The organism is Polynucleobacter sp. MWH-Loch1C5, assembly GCF_018881775.1.
Classification (GTDB): domain Bacteria; phylum Pseudomonadota; class Gammaproteobacteria; order Burkholderiales; family Burkholderiaceae; genus Polynucleobacter.
On the sequence record NZ_JACVPR010000001.1, the window covers coordinates 1,293,131 to 1,311,805 of the forward strand.

Annotated in this window: 18 protein-coding genes; 15 read left to right on the forward strand and 3 right to left on the reverse strand. The window is 47.8% G+C overall.

Going from position 1 to position 18,675, the window contains the following annotated elements:
• Positions 1-17: 17 nt before the first annotated feature.
• The gene (rnhA, locus tag ICE94_RS06540) at positions 18-452 is read right to left on the reverse strand and encodes a ribonuclease HI (RefSeq protein WP_216150009.1); all 435 of its coding nucleotides are present in this window, start codon (positions 450-452) and stop codon (positions 18-20) included.
• On the reverse strand, positions 449-1,246 hold the full coding sequence (locus tag ICE94_RS06545; RefSeq protein WP_216150011.1) for a class I SAM-dependent methyltransferase: 798 nt from the start codon (positions 1,244-1,246) through the stop codon (positions 449-451). Before ICE94_RS06545 ends, rnhA begins: the two co-directional genes overlap by 4 nt.
• Before the next feature lie 16 nt (positions 1,247-1,262).
• On the opposite strand from ICE94_RS06545, the gene gloB reads away from it, so the two are divergent.
• The 7 genes from gloB (at position 1,263) to ICE94_RS06580 (ending at position 11,084) form a co-directional block, all read left to right on the forward strand.
• A complete protein-coding gene (gene gloB / locus ICE94_RS06550) occupies positions 1,263-2,069 on the forward strand; it encodes a hydroxyacylglutathione hydrolase (RefSeq protein WP_216150013.1) in 807 nt (268 codons plus the stop codon).
• Complete coding sequence (locus ICE94_RS06555; protein ID WP_216150015.1) at positions 2,066-3,406, forward strand: transglycosylase SLT domain-containing protein; 1,341 nt, start codon at positions 2,066-2,068, stop codon at positions 3,404-3,406. The genes gloB and ICE94_RS06555 overlap by 4 nt, the downstream gene beginning before the upstream one ends.
• A gap of 137 nt (positions 3,407-3,543) precedes the next feature.
• Positions 3,544-5,418: a propionate--CoA ligase gene (locus ICE94_RS06560; protein ID WP_216150016.1), complete on the forward strand. Its 1,875-nt coding sequence runs from the start codon at positions 3,544-3,546 to the stop codon at positions 5,416-5,418.
• 220 nt (positions 5,419-5,638) lie between these two features.
• A complete protein-coding gene (carA, locus tag ICE94_RS06565; protein WP_216150019.1) occupies positions 5,639-6,832 on the forward strand; it encodes a glutamine-hydrolyzing carbamoyl-phosphate synthase small subunit in 1,194 nt (397 codons plus the stop codon).
• A 9-nt stretch (positions 6,833-6,841) separates the two neighbouring features.
• Positions 6,842-10,087 (forward strand): carbamoyl-phosphate synthase large subunit, encoded by a 3,246-nt coding sequence (carB, locus tag ICE94_RS06570; RefSeq protein WP_216150028.1) that lies wholly within the window; start codon positions 6,842-6,844, stop codon positions 10,085-10,087.
• Positions 10,088-10,129: 42 nt separating this feature from the next.
• The gene (greA, locus tag ICE94_RS06575; RefSeq protein WP_216150030.1) at positions 10,130-10,606 is read left to right on the forward strand and encodes a transcription elongation factor GreA; all 477 of its coding nucleotides are present in this window, start codon (positions 10,130-10,132) and stop codon (positions 10,604-10,606) included.
• Positions 10,590-11,084, forward strand: coding sequence for a DUF4149 domain-containing protein (locus ICE94_RS06580; protein ID WP_216150032.1), 495 nt, complete (start codon positions 10,590-10,592; stop codon positions 11,082-11,084). Before greA ends, ICE94_RS06580 begins: the two co-directional genes overlap by 17 nt.
• A gap of 21 nt (positions 11,085-11,105) precedes the next feature.
• On the opposite strand, the gene ICE94_RS06585 is transcribed toward ICE94_RS06580, so the two are convergent.
• Entirely contained in the window at positions 11,106-11,582 is a 477-nt protein-coding gene (locus ICE94_RS06585; RefSeq protein ID WP_216150034.1) for a YhbY family RNA-binding protein, read from the reverse strand.
• A 151-nt stretch (positions 11,583-11,733) separates the two neighbouring features.
• On the opposite strand from ICE94_RS06585, the gene ICE94_RS06590 reads away from it, so the two are divergent.
• From ICE94_RS06590 to ICE94_RS06625, 8 genes are all read left to right on the forward strand, one after another.
• Positions 11,734-12,405 carry an RlmE family RNA methyltransferase gene (locus ICE94_RS06590; RefSeq protein WP_216150036.1) on the forward strand — a complete coding sequence of 224 codons (672 nt, stop codon included), beginning with the start codon at positions 11,734-11,736 and terminating at the stop codon, positions 12,403-12,405.
• A 155-nt stretch (positions 12,406-12,560) separates the two neighbouring features.
• A complete protein-coding gene (gene ftsH / locus ICE94_RS06595) occupies positions 12,561-14,441 on the forward strand; it encodes an ATP-dependent zinc metalloprotease FtsH (RefSeq protein WP_216150038.1) in 1,881 nt (626 codons plus the stop codon).
• Positions 14,441-15,301 carry a dihydropteroate synthase gene (gene folP / locus ICE94_RS06600; RefSeq protein ID WP_216150040.1) on the forward strand — a complete coding sequence of 287 codons (861 nt, stop codon included), beginning with the start codon at positions 14,441-14,443 and terminating at the stop codon, positions 15,299-15,301. Before ftsH ends, folP begins: the two co-directional genes overlap by 1 nt.
• A gap of 9 nt (positions 15,302-15,310) precedes the next feature.
• Positions 15,311-16,654, forward strand: a complete 1,344-nt coding sequence (gene glmM, locus ICE94_RS06605) for a phosphoglucosamine mutase (protein WP_216150042.1) — start codon at positions 15,311-15,313, stop codon at positions 16,652-16,654.
• Positions 16,655-16,713: 59 nt separating this feature from the next.
• Positions 16,714-17,043 carry a helix-turn-helix transcriptional regulator gene (locus ICE94_RS06610; RefSeq protein ID WP_216150044.1) on the forward strand — a complete coding sequence of 110 codons (330 nt, stop codon included), beginning with the start codon at positions 16,714-16,716 and terminating at the stop codon, positions 17,041-17,043.
• Positions 17,040-17,501: an ArsI/CadI family heavy metal resistance metalloenzyme gene (locus ICE94_RS06615; RefSeq protein WP_216150046.1), complete on the forward strand. Its 462-nt coding sequence runs from the start codon at positions 17,040-17,042 to the stop codon at positions 17,499-17,501. Before ICE94_RS06610 ends, ICE94_RS06615 begins: the two co-directional genes overlap by 4 nt.
• Before the next feature lie 15 nt (positions 17,502-17,516).
• The gene (locus ICE94_RS06620) at positions 17,517-18,008 is read left to right on the forward strand and encodes an arsenate reductase ArsC (protein ID WP_216150048.1); all 492 of its coding nucleotides are present in this window, start codon (positions 17,517-17,519) and stop codon (positions 18,006-18,008) included.
• Complete coding sequence (locus tag ICE94_RS06625; RefSeq protein WP_216150050.1) at positions 18,009-18,665, forward strand: MIP/aquaporin family protein; 657 nt, start codon at positions 18,009-18,011, stop codon at positions 18,663-18,665.
• Positions 18,666-18,675 lie beyond the last annotated feature (10 nt).

The window sequence follows — 18,675 nt, forward strand, 5'->3', positions numbered from 1 at the left end:
AACCACGAAGGACTTGGTTAAAGGTAGTCTGCAACGCCTTGATTAGCCAGGGCATCGGCTAATTCATTGCCGGGGTCGCCATTATGTCCTTTGACCCAGTGCCACCGAATCTCATGCGAGCCTAAGAGGCTGTCTAACTCTTGCCAAAGATCAACATTTTTGACCGCAGCATTACTCGCCGTTTTCCAGCCGCGGGCTTTCCAACCCGCGAGCCACTCCGTGACGCCTTGCATGACGTATTTCGAGTCGGTATACAGGTCAACGATACAGGGATGTTTGAGGGCTTTGAGTGCATGAATAATCGCTGTCATTTCCATGCGATTATTGGTTGTCAGAGCTTCACCCCCGTGTAAATGCTTTTCTTTAGCACCGGAGCGCAAGACCACCCCCCAGCCACCCGGACCAGGATTACCTTTACAGGCGCCATCGGTATAAATGGTCACATGACTCATGATTCAACCTTTTGTTGTTGACCGCCAAGATGTGCAACGGGATTGAGTTGTGCGGTGGTCGGTAGAGGTTTGGTTTCAATTTTGCCGACCAAGCGTAAATGATTAACGCGTTTAATCGCTGAAACAATAAATACGGAGCCTAGGACGGGCCACCAACGATCACCGGCTTTTTCTAAAAAAGCCATCTTTTCCATACCTGAGGCACTGCGAAGCGGCAGGCGATAGCAGCCGAATTTGCCACGATCGACCGAAAAATCTAAGAGCTTGAGCCAATCTTTCACCCTGAGCAAAGCAATAAATTGTCCTTCGCGAGGCAAATAGGGGGTGCCAATCCAGTGGCTTAGGTACTGGCGTAAGCCCCATAAACTCGCCGGATTAAACCCGGAAATAATCACGCGACCTTCGGGAACTAAGACGCGGTGAACTTCTCTCAGAACTGCATGCGGGTCTTCGGCAAACTCGAGTACATGAGGCAATACGATCAAATCTAGACTTTGTGTAGCAAAAGGCAGTTCTTCAGGAATCGCTGAGACTGTTTGCCATTTTGGTGAATCCTCGCCTTCTGGACGGTCATGAGCACTTCTGACAATCAATTGGCAAGGCATACGATTTTCTTTGAGGGTGTTTATCTGTGGCAAACCGATTTGCAGCGCGTGGTAGCCAAAAATATCACTCACCATATGGTCAAACTGAGTTTGTTCCCAAGCCAAAACATATTGCCCTGGCGGGGAATTCAGCCAGCTATCCCATGACAACCAGGGATTGTTTTGTGAGGTGATGGGTGTGTGACTCATGGTCTAATTATGAATCATGGCGCGCTCTGCATTACAAGTCTTTCCAATCCCGGCTTATGACGACAACTATATTTGGTTGTTATCAGATGGCGAGCATGCTGTTGTGGTTGATCCTGGTGATGCGCAGCCAGTGATTGCAACCCTACGACAAGCCCAGTTAAAACTCACGGCGATCTTAATTACTCACCATCATGCCGATCATGTGGGGGGTATTGCTGAACTCCTAGCTTGGAGCCGCAGTCAGGGCGACACAGTTCAGGTTTATGGACCTTTAGCGGAAGAGATTCCAGAGTGTCATCAGGGGCTGGTAGCGCGCGATAGCTTACATTTTGCAGCGCCAGAACTCGATATCAGCGTCTTAGAAGTACCAGGACATACGCGTGGCCACATTGCCTTTTATTTGGAGCATCAGGGTCAGTCGCACCTTTTTTGTGGTGACACTTTGTTTGCGAGTGGCTGTGGGCGGCTATTTGAAGGGACTGCCTCACAGATGTGGCAGTCATTAGATCAGCTTCGTCAATTACCCGATAAGACATGGGTGCATTGTGCCCATGAATACACCTTAAGTAATATACGCTTTGCTTTAAGTATTGAGCCTCATAATGTTGATTTGCAGCAGTGGGAAGCTCGTGCCAAAGCCTTAAGGCAAGTGGGCAAGCCCACTGTGCCGACCACGATTGGACATGAAAAGAAAGTGAACCCTTTTTTGCGTTGTGAAGAAGATTCTGTGATGAGAGCAGTTCGGTTAGGCGACCCACAGCTGGCTTGCGACCCTGTCAGTATTTTTGCCAAACTGCGCGCCATGAAAGACGTATTTCGATGAACAGCCGTCTCATACAACGCATCTTAATTCTTGTATGTGCCACCAGTTTGGCTGCTTGTGCTAGTTTGCAAGAATCTGCTGAGTGGACCAATGAAAATTATTCAGGGCCTAAGCAGACCGGTAAGGCGCGTAAGGCGCCGCGCGTGAATATCGACAAACAATCTGTTACGGGTATGCAAGCCCCTTACGAAGATTTGTGGGATCGTATTCGTGATGGTTTAGTTCTTCAAGAGCCGGAAACGCCGCTAGTGATTAAACATGTACGTTGGTATGCCGATCGCCCTGATTATGTGGATCGCATGATGTCACGTTCTTCACGCTACCTCTTTTACATTGTTGAAGAGGTAGAGCGACGCAAGATGCCCATGGAGTTAGCGCTGTTACCGTTTATTGAAAGTGCTTTTAACCCACAAGCGTTTTCAAGGGCTAAAGCATCAGGGATGTGGCAGTTTATGCCGGCCACCGGTAAAGATTTCAAACTCACACAAAATGTTTTTCGTGATGAGCGACGTGATGTCATCCAGTCTACTGAAGCTGCTCTCGATTATTTGCAACGCTTATACCGTATGTTTGGTGACTGGAATCTCGCTTTAGCTGCATACAACTGGGGTGAGGGGAATGTTTCAAAGGCGATTAGACGTAATCAAGCGCAAGGTTTGCCCACCGATTATTTGAGCTTGAAGATGCCCGATGAAACACGCAATTACGTGCCCAAATTAATGGCGGTCAAGCGCATTATTCAAGATCCCAAAGCCTATGGTTTGACATTGCCTTCTATGGAAAACCACCCTTACTTTGTGATTGTCACTACAGAGCGAGATATTGATGTGGATCTTGCCGCGCAGTTTGCCCGTATGACGGTCGATGAGTTCAAGGCCATGAATCCCTCATTCAATAAGCCCGTGATTCTAGGAGCGAGTGAGCCTCAAATTCTGCTGCCTTTTGGTCGAGCCGAATCATTCCAAGAAAATCTCAATGCCTATAAAGGTCGTTTGTCATCATGGACCGCAGTGCGTCTGGGTCAAAGAGAGTCAGTCGATCAATTGGCAAAACGACTAGAGATGGATCCGAATAAAATCCGCGAGATCAATGCGATTCCCAAGGGTATGCGGATTAAAGCGGGGTCGACCATCATTGTTCCTAAAGGAAATAAATCATCTGATGTGCCGACACACTTAGCCGAAAATGCCAGCTTAAAGCTTGAAAAAGAAGTGGCTGCGAAGAAGAAAAAAGCGCATAACTCTAACCAAGCGAGCCAGGCTAAAAAAGCCAATACGGCTAAAAACAGCCCTCGTAAAGAGCAAAAAGTCGCAGATAGCCGCAAAAAGCCTCAGTAAGCGCATAGACAGCCCTTCTCCCTTTTATAGAAGGGGCTATTCCCTTAGGTGAATCCCTGATGTGTCAGTCCTCAGTCAGGCTTAGACTTCAAATTTATAAAGTTTTACTAAATTAATCGTCATCAGAGGGAGTTTCTATGTCTGCTTACAAGACATTTCACGAGCGTTCAATCAAGGATCCACAAAGTTTTTGGGCTGAGCAGGCGCAATTGATTGAGTGGTTCAAGCCATTTGATCAAGTACTGGAGTACAGCAAGCCACCGTTTGCAAAGTGGTATGTGGGCGGCAAAACCAATTTGTGTCATAACGCGGTTGACCGTCATTTAAAGACGCAAGCCGATGCTCGTGCTTTGGTAGCAGTATCGACAGAAACTGATCAAGAAAAGGTCTATACCTTCAAAGAACTTCATACTGAAGTCAATCGGATGGCTGCGATTCTGAAAGACCAGGGTGTGGCAAAAGGGGATCGCGTATTGATCTATATGCCCATGATTGCAGAGGCATGCTTTGCGATGTTGGCTTGTGCGCGTATCGGCGCCATTCACTCGGTTGTATTCGGTGGCTTCGCCTCACACAGTCTCGCCTCCCGTATTGATGATGCTAAACCCAAGATGGTGATCTCTGCGGAAGCGGGTGCTCGAGGTGGTAAGGCTGTGCCTTATAAGCCGCTTTTGGATGAAGCGATTCAGTTAGCGACCCACAAGCCTGACCATGTTTTGATTGTTGATCGTCGCTTGGTTGAATTCACGAAAGTGGTAGGCCGTGATTTGGACTATGCCACTGAGCGTGCCAAGCATATGGATGCTCAAGTGCCTTGTGAGCACATGGATGCGACTGACCCTTCTTATATTCTGTACACCTCGGGAACTACGGGTAAACCGAAGGGCGTGCAGCGTGATACTGGTGGCTACGCCGTAGCCTTAGCTGCTTCCATGAAATATATCTATGGGGGGCAAGCGGGTGAGACTATGTTCACCACCTCTGATATTGGTTGGGTAGTAGGACATAGCTACATTATTTATGGACCCTTGATCAATGGTATGGCGACCATCATGTATGAAGGCACACCACTCAGACCTGATGCGGGTATTTGGTGGAAGTTGGTGCAAGATTACAAAGTGAGTGTGATGTTCTCGGCACCGACTGCAGCCCGCGTACTCAAAAAGCAAGATCCTGCTTTTCTCACTAAATACGACTTATCAAGTTTGCGCTCTATCTTCTTAGCTGGCGAGCCGCTCGATGAGCCGACTGCTACTTGGTTGCATGGTGCAGTGAATAAGCCGATCGTGGATAACTATTGGCAAACCGAAACAGGTTGGCCGATGTTAGCTTTGCAACGCGGTGTAGAAGTCATGCCACATAAATTCGGTTCACCAGGCGTTCCTGTTTATGGTTACAACATGAAGCTTTTAGATGATGCGACTGGTGCTGAGTTGGGCGCTGACCAAAAGGGGGTGGTGGCCATTGAAGGACCATTACCTCCAGGTTGTATGCAGACGGTATGGGGGGATGATGAGCGTTTTGTCAAAACCTATTGGCAAGCTGTACCAGGCAAGATGGTTTACTCCACCTTTGACTGGGGTATTAAAGATAAAGACGGTTATTTCTTCATCTTGGGTCGAACCGATGATGTGATCAACGTCGCTGGCCATCGCTTAGGTACCCGCGAAATTGAAGAAAGCATTTCGAGCCATCCTAATATCGCCGAAGTCGCGGTGGTTGGTGTGGAAGATAAGCTCAAAGGCCAGGTCGCTGTCGGCTTTGCAATTCCTAAGGATGCCAATAAAACGGAGACCTTGGAGGCTGAGGTGATGAAGACCGTTGATTCTCAATTGGGCGCCGTGGCTAGACCTGCGAGAGTTTATATCGTCAATGCTTTGCCTAAGACTCGTTCAGGCAAGATTGTGCGTCGTTCTTTACAGGCTATCGCTGAAGGGCGTGATCCGGGCGACCTCAGTACGATGGAAGATCAAACAGTCTTGGCTCAAATCAAAACGATTATGGGTAAATAAGACCTACAAGATCCCATTAAAAACCTTTAAGTGATTGAATTCAGGGGGATTTATCCCCCTGATTCATTTTTGGCCATGCCAACGAGGGTCGGGGTTAACCATGAAGTCGGGTATAATTCCGATGTTATTAATTTTGAATACTTGCCCTAGCGCTTAAAGACACATTACCTCCCGAAAATCTCAGACCGGAGGTGTCTTTTCCGGGTGAGTGAAGTGTCGGATGGCAGCAGGGCTTTGGAGAATTCCTTTGCTGCCCCCGTTAATTCCTACTCTACCCCTCGCAGTTTTAGCTCTCGCTGATGGAAGTATCTTTCCTGGTTACAGCATTGGTGCGCCTGGTGAAACTGCAGGTGAAGTCGTGTTCAACACGGCGATCACAGGTTATCAAGAAATCCTCACGGACCCAAGCTACTCCAGACAGTTGGTGACATTAACTTATCCGCATATTGGTAATGTGGGTGTTAATCAGCAAGACTGTGAAGCGAGCAAAATCCATGCAGCCGGTTTAATCATTAAAGATTTGGCAATCGTGGCCTCGAATTTCAGAAGTGAGCAAACCTTAAGTGCGTATTTGCAAAGTGAGAACGTGGTCGGTATTGCTGGTATTGATACGCGCAAACTCACTCGGATTTTGCGCGATCAAGGAGCCCAAGCAGGGGCGATTGTCGCGGGTCGCCAAGGCGAGTCATACGCAGATTTACAAGCGCGCGCACTCAAAGCGGCGCAAGCTTTCCCAGGGATGGCTGGCTTGGATTTGGCTCAGGTGGTGACGACGACCCAAGCCTATGAGTGGACAGAGGGTGAATGGACTTTAAGCCTTAACGGTGGCGCACCCGGATTTAAAGTGTTACAAAAACCTCAAAAGCATGTTGTTGCTTATGACTTTGGTGTGAAGCGCAATATTCTCAGAATGTTGGCTGAGCGCGGTTGCCGCTTGACTGTAGTTCCTGCCAAGACATCTGCTCAGGAGGTTTTGGCGATGAAGCCAGATGGTGTGTTCTTATCGAATGGCCCAGGCGACCCCGAGCCTTGTGATTATGCGATTGCTGCGGCTAGAACTTTTATCGACAAGAGTATTCCTACATTTGGTATCTGCTTAGGGCATCAAATCATGGGTCTAGCCTCAGGCGCCAAGACTCTCAAAATGAAATTTGGTCATCACGGTGCTAATCATCCAGTCAAGGATTTAGATGATGGTCGCGTGGTGATTACCTCGCAAAACCATGGTTTTGCTGTGGACGCAAAAACGCTGCCAAGCCATGTGCGCGCCACCCACGTATCGTTGTTTGATGGCTCATTGCAAGGTTTGGCATGGACCGATAAGCCGGCATTTTGCTTCCAGGGTCACCCCGAGGCCTCTCCTGGACCGCATGATATTGCCTACCTCTTTGACCGCTTTATTAAATTGATGTGAGATTGACGAATGCCTAAGCGTACCGACATAAAAAGTATTTTGATTATTGGCGCAGGCCCGATCGTCATCGGACAGGCTTGTGAGTTTGACTATTCAGGTGCGCAAGCTTGTAAAGCCTTGCGTTCAGAAGGTTATAAAGTGATCTTGGTCAACAGCAATCCAGCGACCATCATGACCGATCCAGAGATGGCTGATGTGACCTACATTGAGCCTATTACTTGGGAAGTGGTTGAGCGCATCATTGCTAAAGAAAAACCGGATGCTATTTTGCCGACCATGGGTGGTCAGACAGCCTTGAACTGCGCTTTAGATTTGCACAGGCATGGCGTACTTAAAAAGTATGGTTGTGAGTTGATTGGCGCCTCACCTGAGGCGATTGATAAGGCTGAAGATCGTCAGAAATTTAAAGATGCCATGACTAAGATTGGCTTGGGCTCTGCCAAATCAGGCATTGCACACTCTATGGAAGAAGCTCATAGTGTGCAGCAACGAATTGCTCAAGAGACTGGCGGTGCTGGCTATCCTGTGATTATTCGTCCATCTTTCACCATGGGTGGTTCTGGCGGTGGTATTGCTTATAACCGCGAAGAGTTTGAAGAGATATGTAAACGTGGCTTGGATTTATCCCCCACGCATGAGTTACTGATTGAAGAGTCGCTCTTGGGTTGGAAAGAGTATGAGATGGAAGTGGTGCGTGATAAGCACGATAACTGCATCATCGTATGTTCGATCGAAAACTTAGACCCTATGGGCGTCCATACAGGTGACTCGATCACTGTGGCACCTGCTCAGACTCTTACTGATCGTGAATACCAAATTATGCGTAATGCATCCTTAGCGGTCTTGCGCGAGATTGGTGTGGATACTGGGGGCTCGAATGTGCAGTTCTCCATCAATCCGCGTGATGGGCGCATGATTGTGATTGAGATGAACCCTCGTGTGTCACGTTCTTCGGCCTTGGCATCCAAGGCAACCGGATTTCCGATTGCCAAGATTGCTGCTAAGTTGGCTGTTGGCTTTACCTTAGATGAGCTACAAAATGACATTACCGGCGGTAAAACGCCAGCCTCATTTGAGCCGAGCATCGATTACGTCGTCACTAAGATCCCTCGTTTTGCTTTTGAAAAATTCCCAGCGGCTGATAAGCGTTTGACCACGCAGATGAAATCAGTCGGTGAAGTCATGGCGATTGGCCGTACATTCCAAGAATCATTCCAAAAAGCACTCAGAGGTCTAGAGGTGGGTGTCGATGGCTTAGATGAAAAGTCTCAGGATCTTGATGAAATTACTCAAGAGATTCGTGAGCCTGGCCCAGACCGTATCTGGTACTTGGCTGATGCTTTCCGTATGGGTATGAGCCAAGAGGATGCTTTTAAGCATACCGCGATTGATCCTTGGTTCCTAGCGCAAATTCATCAGCTCGTTGAGATTGAAAAAACTCTACAAGCGCGTGACTTAAAGAGTATCAGTGTCGCCGAGTTGCGCTTTGTTAAACAAAAAGGCTTCTCTGACCGTCGTTTGGCTAAGTTGTTAAAGACTGAGGCCAAGGCTGTGCGCGAAGCGCGCCATGCCTTGAATGTTAGACCTGTTTACAAACGTGTAGATACTTGTGCCGCCGAGTTTTCGACCAACACCGCCTATATGTATTCTTGCTACGAAGCTGAGCATGGTGAGTGTGAGTCCAATCCTACTGGCAAAGAAAAGATCATGGTTTTAGGCGGTGGCCCCAACCGTATTGGTCAAGGTATTGAGTTTGACTATTGCTGCGTACATGCGGCTTTAGCGATGCGTGATGATGGTTATGAAACCATCATGGTCAACTGTAATCCAGAAACAGTATCGACTGACTATGACACCTCTGACCGTTTGTATTTCGAGCCATTGACCTTGGAAGATGTTTTAGAGATCGTTGCCAAGGAAAAACCCAAAGGTGTGATTGTTCAGTATGGCGGACAAACACCATTGAAGTTGGCTTTAGACCTAGAAGCTAATGGTGTGCCCATTATCGGTACAACGCCGGACATGATTGATGCGGCAGAAGACCGTGAACGTTTCCAAAAACTCTTGCATGAACTCGGTTTGCGTCAGCCACCGAATCGCACCGCAAGAACGGAAGAGGAAGCCCTCAAGTTGGCCGACGAAATTGGTTACCCCTTGGTGGTCAGACCTTCTTATGTATTGGGTGGTCGTGCGATGGAAATCGTACACGATAGCCGTGATCTTGAGCGCTATATGCGTGAAGCCGTCAAGGTATCGAATGATTCCCCCGTCCTTTTAGATCGTTTCTTGAATGACGCCATCGAATGTGATGTCGATTGTATTTGTGATGGTCAGCGGGTTTTCATTGGTGGTGTGATGGAACATATTGAGCAAGCAGGGGTTCACTCAGGTGACTCAGCGTGCTCTTTGCCGCCGTATTCTTTATCTCCAGAGACGGTTAATGAATTACGTCGTCAGACTAGTTTGATGGCCAAGGGATTGAATGTGGTTGGTTTGATGAACGTTCAGTTTGCGATTCAGCAAGAAGCAGGCAAAGACATTGTCTATGTCTTGGAAGTCAATCCACGTGCTTCACGTACGGTACCTTACGTATCAAAAGCTACCGGTTTGCAATTAGCAAAAATTGCCGCACGTTGTATGGCGGGCCAAAGTCTGGATCAGCAAGGTATTGGTGAAGAAGTCATACCGCCGTATTTCAGTGTTAAAGAAGCTGTTTTCCCATTCAATAAATTCCCAGGTGTGGACCCTATCCTAGGCCCAGAAATGCGCTCGACAGGGGAAGTCATGGGTGTGGGCAAAACTTTTGGTGAGGCGCTCTTTAAATCACAATTGGCAGCAAGCACCACTTTGCCAAAATCAGGCACTGTGCTTTTGACAGTCAAAGACAGTGACAAGGCGAAGGCGGTTGAAGTTGCCCAAATGTTGCATGGTATGGGTTATGCGATTGTGGCGACACAAGGAACTGCTGCTGCGATTGAAGCGGCAGGCGTGCCTGTGAAACGTGTTAACAAGGTGAAGGATGGTCGTCCTCATATTGTTGACATGATCAAAAATGGTGAAATCGAATTGGTCTTTACGACTGTTGATGAAACTCGTACCGCCATTGCAGATTCGCGCTCGATTCGAACCACAGCGCAAGCCAATCGGGTGACGTACTACACCACAATCAGTGGTGCCCGTGCGGCAGTAGCTGGCATTAAAGCCATCGACCAGCTTGAGGTCTATGACTTGCAGGGACTGCAGGCTTCTCTGTAAAGTAACGGTTTTAATACCCAGAATTAGAAAGCACGAAGTTTTATGAGCACGATCCCTATTACCAAACGCGGTGCTGAACTCCTCAAAGAGGAGTTGCAGCGCTTAAAACATATTGAGCGCCCAGCCGTGATTAATGCCATTTCAGAAGCACGCGCTCAAGGTGATTTATCTGAGAACGCTGAGTACGACGCTGCTAAAGAAAAGCAAGCCTTCATTGAAGGACGTATTCAGGAGTTAGAGGGTAAGTTAGCGGCTGCACAGATTATCGACCCCAGCACACTGGATGTAGAGGGGCGGATTGTTTTCGGTGCGACTGTGGAGTTGGAAGATTTGGAAGATGGCAAAGTGGCTATCTATCAAATCGTTGGTGATGATGAGGCCGATTTAAATAGTGGCAAGATTTCTATCAGTTCACCGATTGCTCGAGCCTTAATTGGTAAAGAAGAGGGTGATGTGGCCACCTTTAGTGCGCCCGGTGGTAACCGTGAAGTAGAAATACTCAGTGTTAACTACGTCTAACGACCATCCACGCGCACAGCGCCTTTTTTTGCTTTTGGTTGCCCTATGGGTAGGCACCCTGATTACGATTGGTTACATTGTCGCCCCGACCTTATTCGCCACACTGACTGACACGCAAGTTGCGGGCATGGTGGCGGGTGTCTTATTTAGAGTAGAAGGCACCTTGAGTTTAATTTTTTCTGCTGCCTTAATGGTCTTTGCGAATTTACTCGTTAAGCGCGGTCTTTTGCAGTACAAAGTCATCCGTTGGTATCTTTTAGCCATGCTCCTCAGTGCGGCCATCGTCGGCTTTGTTTTGCAACCACTGATGAACGCTTTGCGGGAAGAGGCGTTGGCGAATGGCTTTCCTGTGATGCTCTCGCCATTAGCTAGCCAATTTGCCATGTGGCATGGCTTATCAAGCGCCCTTTACCTTCTCCAGACGCTGATTGGTTTATGGTTGCTTTGGAAGCTGACGCGCTATCGCGAAGCGAGCTAAAGCTGCTTTAGATAGCCCAACTTAACCGAGTTGTCTTTTCTTGGCGCTCGTTTGGCGTGGCTTAGCTCGTTTGACCGTGCCACCTGCTGCCACGCGTTCATTGCCTAATACACGGGTGGCAACTGGTTTGGGGCGACGTGTGGGGTTGCGGGTGAACTTTTTCACCATCACTGTTTTAGGACCGCTGCCACGACTTGTTTTTGATTCAGCTTTTTCTTTGGCCGGTTTTGGGCGCCAGAGAACCAATAGTTTGCCGATATGTTGTATGGGGGCAGCGTTGAGGGTGTCGCACAAGTGCTTATAGATTTCTAAACGAGTCTCGCGCTCATCACCGAAAACGCGAATCTTAATCAGGCCATGGGCTTTAAGAGATTGATCAATCTCTTTTAAAACTGCCGGGGTCAGACCATCGGCACCGATCATTACAACAGGTTTGAGGTCATGTGCTTGAGAGCGGAGGGCGGAGCGTTCGGCGGAGTTAAGTTCCAGTACTGGCATAGTGTATTTTTTCAAAAAAGTCCCACATCATACGTGATTGTGCACCTTCAAGAGACTATTTTTCAGGGCTTTTTGCAAAAACAGGCGAAAATAGAGCTTTCTGATCGCAAAAAACAGAAAAACAACGCCGATTAACTGAATAAGTAGTGCTGTGGCTAAGAATAAATTCAATAAAGACTGGTTAAACGATCACCTCAATGATCCCTACGTCAAAATGGCGCAGCGGGAGGGTTATCGCGCGCGTGCTGCGTACAAACTCAAAGAAATTGATGAGCAAGATCGTCTTATTCGGCCTGGCATGGTGGTGGTTGATTTGGGCAGTACTCCTGGCAGCTGGTCGCAGTACGTACGTCAGCGCCTCGTTGAATTCGGTAAAAAAAATCCTCATGTCTCTGAAGGCAAGCCTGATGGCCAAATTATTGCCATTGATATTTTGCCCATGGAACCGATTGCTGATGTGACTTATTTACAGGGAGACTTTCGCGAGGAAGAAGTGTTGCGTCAGTTTGAAGCACTTTTGCCCGGAAACCCTGAAGATGGCCCTCGTGTGGATCTGGTTTTATCTGATATGGCACCTAATTTATCCGGTGTGGGGGTGGCCGATGCTGCGCGTATGGCGCATTTGGCTGAGTTGGCCTTGGAATTTGCCAAAGCGCACATGAAACCCGAGGGTGCTTTACTGATTAAATGTTTTCATGGCAGCGGCTATAGCCAAATCGTTGAATCCTTTAAAAAAGTATTCAAAGTAGTAGCCCCCCGCAAGCCCAAGGCATCGCGGGATAAATCCGCCGAAACTTTTCTTTTAGGTAAAAACTTTAAATAAAGTGCTTTTTGCAAGTGGCTTGGGCGTAAGTCTTTGATAACCACAGGAAAATATAAGGTATTAGCTGCAAAATCAAATCAGGCACTTGAAAAAGGCTCGGAGTAGAATCATATGTGTATAGATTGCATATGGGCATTTAGCCCCAAGGAGAAACTGTGAACAATAATTGGATTCAAAAAGTAGGCGTTTGGTTCATTGTGGGCCTGATCCTGTTCACTGTCTTTAAGCAGTTTGATAAGCCACGTGCTCAAGAAGGTGTGACTTATTCACAGTTCATGGAAGATGCCAAAAATGGCAAAGTCAAACGTGTGGATGTGCAGGGTCGCAATATTCAGGTCACACCGGTTGATGGTCAAAAATATTCTGTAACTAGCCCGGGCGATATTTGGATGGTCGGTGACTTGATGAAGTTTGGTGTACAAGTCACGGGTAAGCCTGACGAAGAGCAAAGCGTACTCGTATCCGCTTTGTACTATCTTGGCCCTACCTTATTGATTATCGGTTTCTGGTTCTTGATGATGCGCCAAATGCAAGGTGGTGGCAAAGGAGGAGCATTCTCCTTTGGTAAATCGCGTGCTCGTTTAATTGATGAGAACAATAATGCGGTCACTTTTGCAGATGTGGCTGGCTGCGATGAAGCTAAAGAAGAAGTATTTGAGTTGGTCGACTTCTTGAAAGACCCTTCTAAGTTCCAAAAGTTGGGCGGTCGTATTCCGCGCGGGGTTCTCTTAGTAGGGCCTCCTGGAACAGGTAAAACTCTTTTGGCTCGCGCGATCGCGGGTGAAGCGAAGGTGCCGTTCTTCTCAATTTCAGGTTCTGATTTCGTAGAGATGTTTGTCGGTGTGGGTGCGGCACGTGTGCGTGATATGTTTGAGAACGCCAAAAAGCAATCGCCTTGCATTATCTTTATTGACGAAATTGATGCGGTCGGTCGTCATCGTGGTGCGGGTATGGGTGGCGGCAATGATGAGCGCGAGCAGACCTTGAACCAAATGTTGGTTGAGATGGATGGTTTCGAAGCCAATAGTGGCGTCATCGTCATTGCTGCGACGAACCGTTCTGATGTTTTGGATAAGGCACTCTTGCGTCCTGGTCGTTTTGATCGCCAAGTACATGTGGGCTTGCCTGATATTCGTGGTCGTGAACAGATTCTCAAAGTGCATATGCGCAAGGTGCCCATCCATGGTGATGTAGATGCCAGCATTCTCGCTCGTGGTACACCGGGTTTCTCAGGAGCTGATTTGGCTAACTTAGTCAATGAAGCTGCTTTGTTTGCGGCACGTCGCAACAAGCGCACAGTAGATATGCAAGATTTTGAAGATGCGAAGGACAAGATTTACATGGGTCCTGAGCGTAAGTCTGCTGTGATGCGTGAAGAAGAACGTCGCAATACGGCTTATCACGAGTCAGGTCATGCAGTGGTTGCCAAAATGTTGCCGAAAGCTGATCCAGTCCACAAAGTGACCATCATGCCGCGCGGTTGGGCTTTGGGTGTTACTTGGCAGTTGCCTGAGCATGACCGTGTCAATATGTACAAAGACAAAATGTTGGAGGATATTTCCATCCTCTTTGGCGGCCGCCTAGCTGAAGAAATCTTCTTGAACTCCAGCAGTACCGGTGCCTCCAATGACTTTGAACGTGCGACAAAGATGGCGCGCGATATGGTGACCCGTTACGGTATGAGCGAGACTCTCGGTACCATGGTCTACGTGGATACCGAGCAGCAAGGCTTCTTTGGTCCATCGAGTTCAAAGACAGTGTCTGAGGCGACTCAGCAGAAAGTCGATGCCGAGATTCGTACTATTTTGGATACCCAGTATGCGGTAGCGAAGAAAATCTTGGAAGACAATCGCGACAAGGTTGAGATGATGGTCAAAGCGTTGCTCGATTGGGAAACGATCGATGCAGATCAAGTCAATGACATCATGGCGGGTCGTCCTCCACGTCCACCCAAGTATCCACCGAGTTCTAATACAGGTGGTCCATCAGGGGGTGCTCCAGCGCCTGCTGAAGGTGGAGCCCCGGCTGCTGCCTAATGCGTCATAGTTCATTAACGCCCGTAGCTTGGCGCTGCGGGCGTTTTTATTTCGATTGGCAAAAAAACCCAGCGCCACTGGTGATGGGTATTCTTAATGTCACACCCGATTCTTTTTCAGATGGTGGTCGCTTTGCCGCCCGTGATGCTGCCTTGAGGCAGGCTGAACTCATGATGGCTGAGGGCGCCCAAATCATTGATATTGGGGGTGAGTCGAGTCGTCCAGGTTCAGAACCTTTATCACTCCAAGAAGAGTTAGATCGTGTGATGCCCGTTTTAGAAGCATTGCAGGGTTGCGATGTAGCTCTTTCGGTCGATACTTATAAAGCGAAAACAATGCAAGCAGCCCTCGATATGGGGGTGGACTGTATCAACGATATTTGGGCCATGCGTCAACCCAATGCCATTCAGGCTGTTAAAGCCAGTGCCTGTGGAATTGTGCTCATGCATATGCAAAAAGATCCGCAAACCATGCAATTTAAGCCGGAGTATGAAGATGTGGTCAGTGAGGTCAATGGCTTCTTGGTCGAGCGTTGTGTGGCTCTCGAGGATGAAGGCATCGCACGGGAGCGTCTAGCGATAGATCCCGGTTTTGGTTTTGGAAAAACCGTCATTCATAATATGCAAATGCTCGGAGCGTTTGATGCCTTTTCGTATCATGGTTTGCCTGTCTTGGCTGGCATTTCCAGAAAATCGAGTCTTGGTGAGATCACTGGGCGTAAAACAGAAGAGCGAATGGTTGCCAGTGTCGCAGCGGCCCTCATGGCCGTGGAGAGGGGCGCCATGATCGTAAGAGTCCACGATGTGGGCCCGACAGTGGATGCATTAAAAGTTTGGTCTGCAGCGACACAATCCTTATAAAATATCGAAATGACAAGAAAATACTTTGGTACCGATGGTATTCGCGGTGAGGTGGGGCAGTTTCCGATCGTCCCTGACTTTGTAATGCGTTTAGGTTATGCCGCGGGTCAGGTTTTAGCCAAAAGCCCTGATGCTCACGGTAAACCGACAGTACTCATTGGTAAAGATACTCGTGTCTCCGGATATCTTTTGGAGGCTGCACTAGAAGCTGGTTTTTCTGCCGCTGGTGTGGATGTCATGCTTTGTGGCCCTATGCCAACCCCAGCGGTAGCTTATTTAACAAGAGCTTTACGTTTATCGGCAGGTGTGGTGATTTCTGCATCACACAACCCGTATTCAGATAACGGCATTAAGTTTTTTTCAGCCAACGGTGACAAGCTTGCAGATAGTGTTGAATTGGCTATTGAAAAAGCCTTAGAGGAACCGATGACGTGTGTCAGTTCAGCGCATTTGGGCAAAGCTAAGCGTATCGATGATGCTGCGGGGCGTTATGTCGAATTCTGTAAGAGCACTTTCCCTAACCACATGGACTTACATGGTTTGAAGTTGGTGGTCGATTGTGCTCATGGCGCTGCTTATCACATTGCACCCCATGTCTTTCATGAGTTGGGTGCCGAAGTGATTGCGATGGGGGTGCAACCCAATGGCAAAAATATTAACGATGGTGTGGGGGCGACTGCACCTCAGGCTTTGATTGAAAAGGTCAAAGAAACAAAAGCAGATTTAGGGATTGCCTTAGATGGTGATGCTGATCGTTTGCAGTTGGTGGATCAGTCGGGTCGTTTATTCAATGGTGATGAGCTGCTCTATCTCATTGCTATGGCTCGTTTAGCGGCTGGCGAGAATGTGCCAGGTGTGGTGGGCACGCTCATGACTAATATGGCGGTAGAAAAAGCACTACAAAAAAATGGCATTGCTTTTGAAAGAGCCAAAGTGGGTGATCGTTACGTTCTAGAAAAGCTCAAAGAGAAATCTTGGCTCTTGGGTGGTGAAGGTTCTGGGCATTTGATTTGTTTAGATAAGCACACCACAGGCGATGGCATCGTCGCAGCACTACAAGTCTTGGCCGCGATGCGTCAGGAAAAGCGAAGCCTCGCTGAGCTTTTACAGACAATCCAGCTTTATCCGCAAACATTAATCAATGTACGTTTTGCAGCGGATTATCAATGGCAGAGTGACGCGAAGATGAGTGCTGCCATCGGTGATGCCGAAAAGCAACTCAATGGCAAAGGTAGGGTCTTGATTCGTGCTTCAGGAACTGAGCCGGTCTTGAGGGTCATGGTCGAGGCCGAAGACGCTCACTTAGCTAAAACACAAGCTGAGAAAATCGCTCAAGTGATTCCACGCCAGTAATTCGACAACGCAGTCAAGCCTGTCATCATCCTGTCATATATTTCCATTATTATGGAAATATGAAAAATACGGACGCTATCCAAGCCTTCATTGCCTTAGGTCAAGAATCTAGACTCAATGTCTTTCGCCTCATAGTGCAAAAAGGGGATGAAGGTTTAACCCCATCACAAATCAAAGAAAAGTTAGGCATACCTTCAGCCACTTTATCTTTTCATCTCAAAGAACTCTATCAAGCCAATTTAATTGTGGTTGAGCGTCAAAGTCGTCATTTGATCTATCGACCCAACCCCAAACAACTTCAATCTTTATTGGATTTTCTGCTCTTTAACTGTTGCAGCGGTAAAGGTTGTGATTTGCCAACATTAAAAACCAAAAAGGCCTCACTATGAAGCGGATGCATATTCATATTGCTGTTACAGATTTAGATGCAAGTATTAATTTTTATAGCAAGATGTTTGCGCAAGACCCCACCATACGTAAAGCTGATTATGCAAAGTGGCAGTTAGATAATCCACGCATCAACTTTGCCATATCTGCTCGCGGCGCAAAAGAAGGTCTCAATCATTTAGGTATCCAGGTTGAAGATAACGCTGAATTAGTAGAAATGAAGGCTCGTTTAGACTCTCTTCAAGGTGAGCTCATTGAGGAGCAGGGGGCTGCCTGTTGTTATGCTCAGTCAGATAAATATTGGGTCAATGATCCAAGTGGTATCGCTTGGGAAACCTTTCATACACTAGATAGCATCCCTGTTTTTAATACAAGTGGTGATGACGCTAGTTGTTGCGTCCCACAGCCTACTGCTGTGGGGGTTTCTATAGCCAATATTCAAAAAAAATCATGTAATTAATTAGGGAGAGTATTTATGAAAACCTACAACATTCTATTTCTGTGTACGCATAATTCAGCACGTTCTGTGATCGGGGAAGTCCTAGCCACGCAAATGTCTGGGGGAAAATTCATTGGCTATTCGGCAGGTTCAACGCCTGGAGGAAGAGTCAATCCATTTGCGGTAGAGATCGCTGAGTCCCTAGGCTATGACACAAGTAAGCTCAGATCAAAAAGTTGGGATGAGTTTGCGGCACCCGGTGCTCCTCAGATGGATTTCATCATCACTGTGTGTGATAGTGCTGCAGGCGAGCAATGCCCTTATTGGCCTGGTAAGCCCGCTACTGCTCACTGGGGGTATCCAGATCCATCGGCCGTGCAGGGCAGCGATGAAGATAAGCGTGCCGCATTTAAACAAGTGGAGATGGGTCTGAAGCGACGCTTGCAAATACTCATGAATTTGCCCCTCGAAAAATTAGACACCATGTCACTCAATCAAGAGCTCAAACGTATTGCGACGGAGAATTAAATGCCAAGCTTGAGAGTGCAAGTGCTTGCAGAATATTTTGGTACTTTGTTGCTACTCGCTATTGTGGCCGGTTCTGGTCACATGGGCGAAACCTTAGGTGCGGGTAATGCAGCCGTCGCACTCTTAGGCAATAGTATTGCCACAGGTGCAGGGCTCTTGGTTCTGATTACGCTCTTAGGACCCATTTCAGGGGCGCATTTCAATCCGGTAGTGACCCTCATGTTTTGGGTACAAAAAGAATACGGCATCCAAAAAGCACTGAGCTTCATCGCAGCTCAATTCACAGGTGCTATTTCAGGTATTTGGCTCACGCACTTTATGTTTGGTTTGGAGATTCTGCAAAGCTCGAGTAAGCAGAGAACGGGGCCCGGTATTTGGTTGAGTGAGTTTGTCTCTACCCTGATACTGTTGGGCGTGATTTATCTTGCGATTCGTGTGGCCAAAGACAAGGTGGCATTATTGGTGGCGATGGTTGTGACCTCGGGCTATTGGTTTACTTCTTCGACATTCTTTAGTAATCCTGCTGTGACGGTAGCCAGAAGCCTCAGTAACACCTTTGTGGGTATCAGCCCAGTGGATATCCCAGGTTTTATCTTGGCTCAGCTAGCTGCCGTAGTCCTCATGGGATTTGTCATTTCTGCTTTCAAAAAGCCGTAGATGAGGGGAT

Coding starts and splice junctions, on each gene's coding strand:
- carB (WP_216150028.1), top strand. CDS start 6,842: ATGCCTAAGCGTACCGACATAAAAAGTATTTTGATTATTGGCGCAGGC.
- ICE94_RS06610 (WP_216150044.1), top strand. CDS start 16,714: ATGAAAAATACGGACGCTATCCAAGCCTTCATTGCCTTAGGTCAAGAA.
- ICE94_RS06560 (WP_216150016.1), top strand. CDS start 3,544: ATGTCTGCTTACAAGACATTTCACGAGCGTTCAATCAAGGATCCACAA.
- ICE94_RS06625 (WP_216150050.1), top strand. CDS start 18,009: ATGCCAAGCTTGAGAGTGCAAGTGCTTGCAGAATATTTTGGTACTTTG.
- ICE94_RS06545 (WP_216150011.1), bottom strand. CDS start 1,246: ATGAGTCACACACCCATCACCTCACAAAACAATCCCTGGTTGTCATGG.
- rnhA (WP_216150009.1), bottom strand. CDS start 452: ATGAGTCATGTGACCATTTATACCGATGGCGCCTGTAAAGGTAATCCT.
- glmM (WP_216150042.1), top strand. CDS start 15,311: ATGACAAGAAAATACTTTGGTACCGATGGTATTCGCGGTGAGGTGGGG.
- ICE94_RS06555 (WP_216150015.1), top strand. CDS start 2,066: ATGAACAGCCGTCTCATACAACGCATCTTAATTCTTGTATGTGCCACC.
- greA (WP_216150030.1), top strand. CDS start 10,130: ATGAGCACGATCCCTATTACCAAACGCGGTGCTGAACTCCTCAAAGAG.
- ICE94_RS06615 (WP_216150046.1), top strand. CDS start 17,040: ATGAAGCGGATGCATATTCATATTGCTGTTACAGATTTAGATGCAAGT.
- folP (WP_216150040.1), top strand. CDS start 14,441: ATGCGTCATAGTTCATTAACGCCCGTAGCTTGGCGCTGCGGGCGTTTT.
- carA (WP_216150019.1), top strand. CDS start 5,639: ATGGCAGCAGGGCTTTGGAGAATTCCTTTGCTGCCCCCGTTAATTCCT.
- ICE94_RS06585 (WP_216150034.1), bottom strand. CDS start 11,582: ATGCCAGTACTGGAACTTAACTCCGCCGAACGCTCCGCCCTCCGCTCT.
- gloB (WP_216150013.1), top strand. CDS start 1,263: ATGGCGCGCTCTGCATTACAAGTCTTTCCAATCCCGGCTTATGACGAC.
- ICE94_RS06620 (WP_216150048.1), top strand. CDS start 17,517: ATGAAAACCTACAACATTCTATTTCTGTGTACGCATAATTCAGCACGT.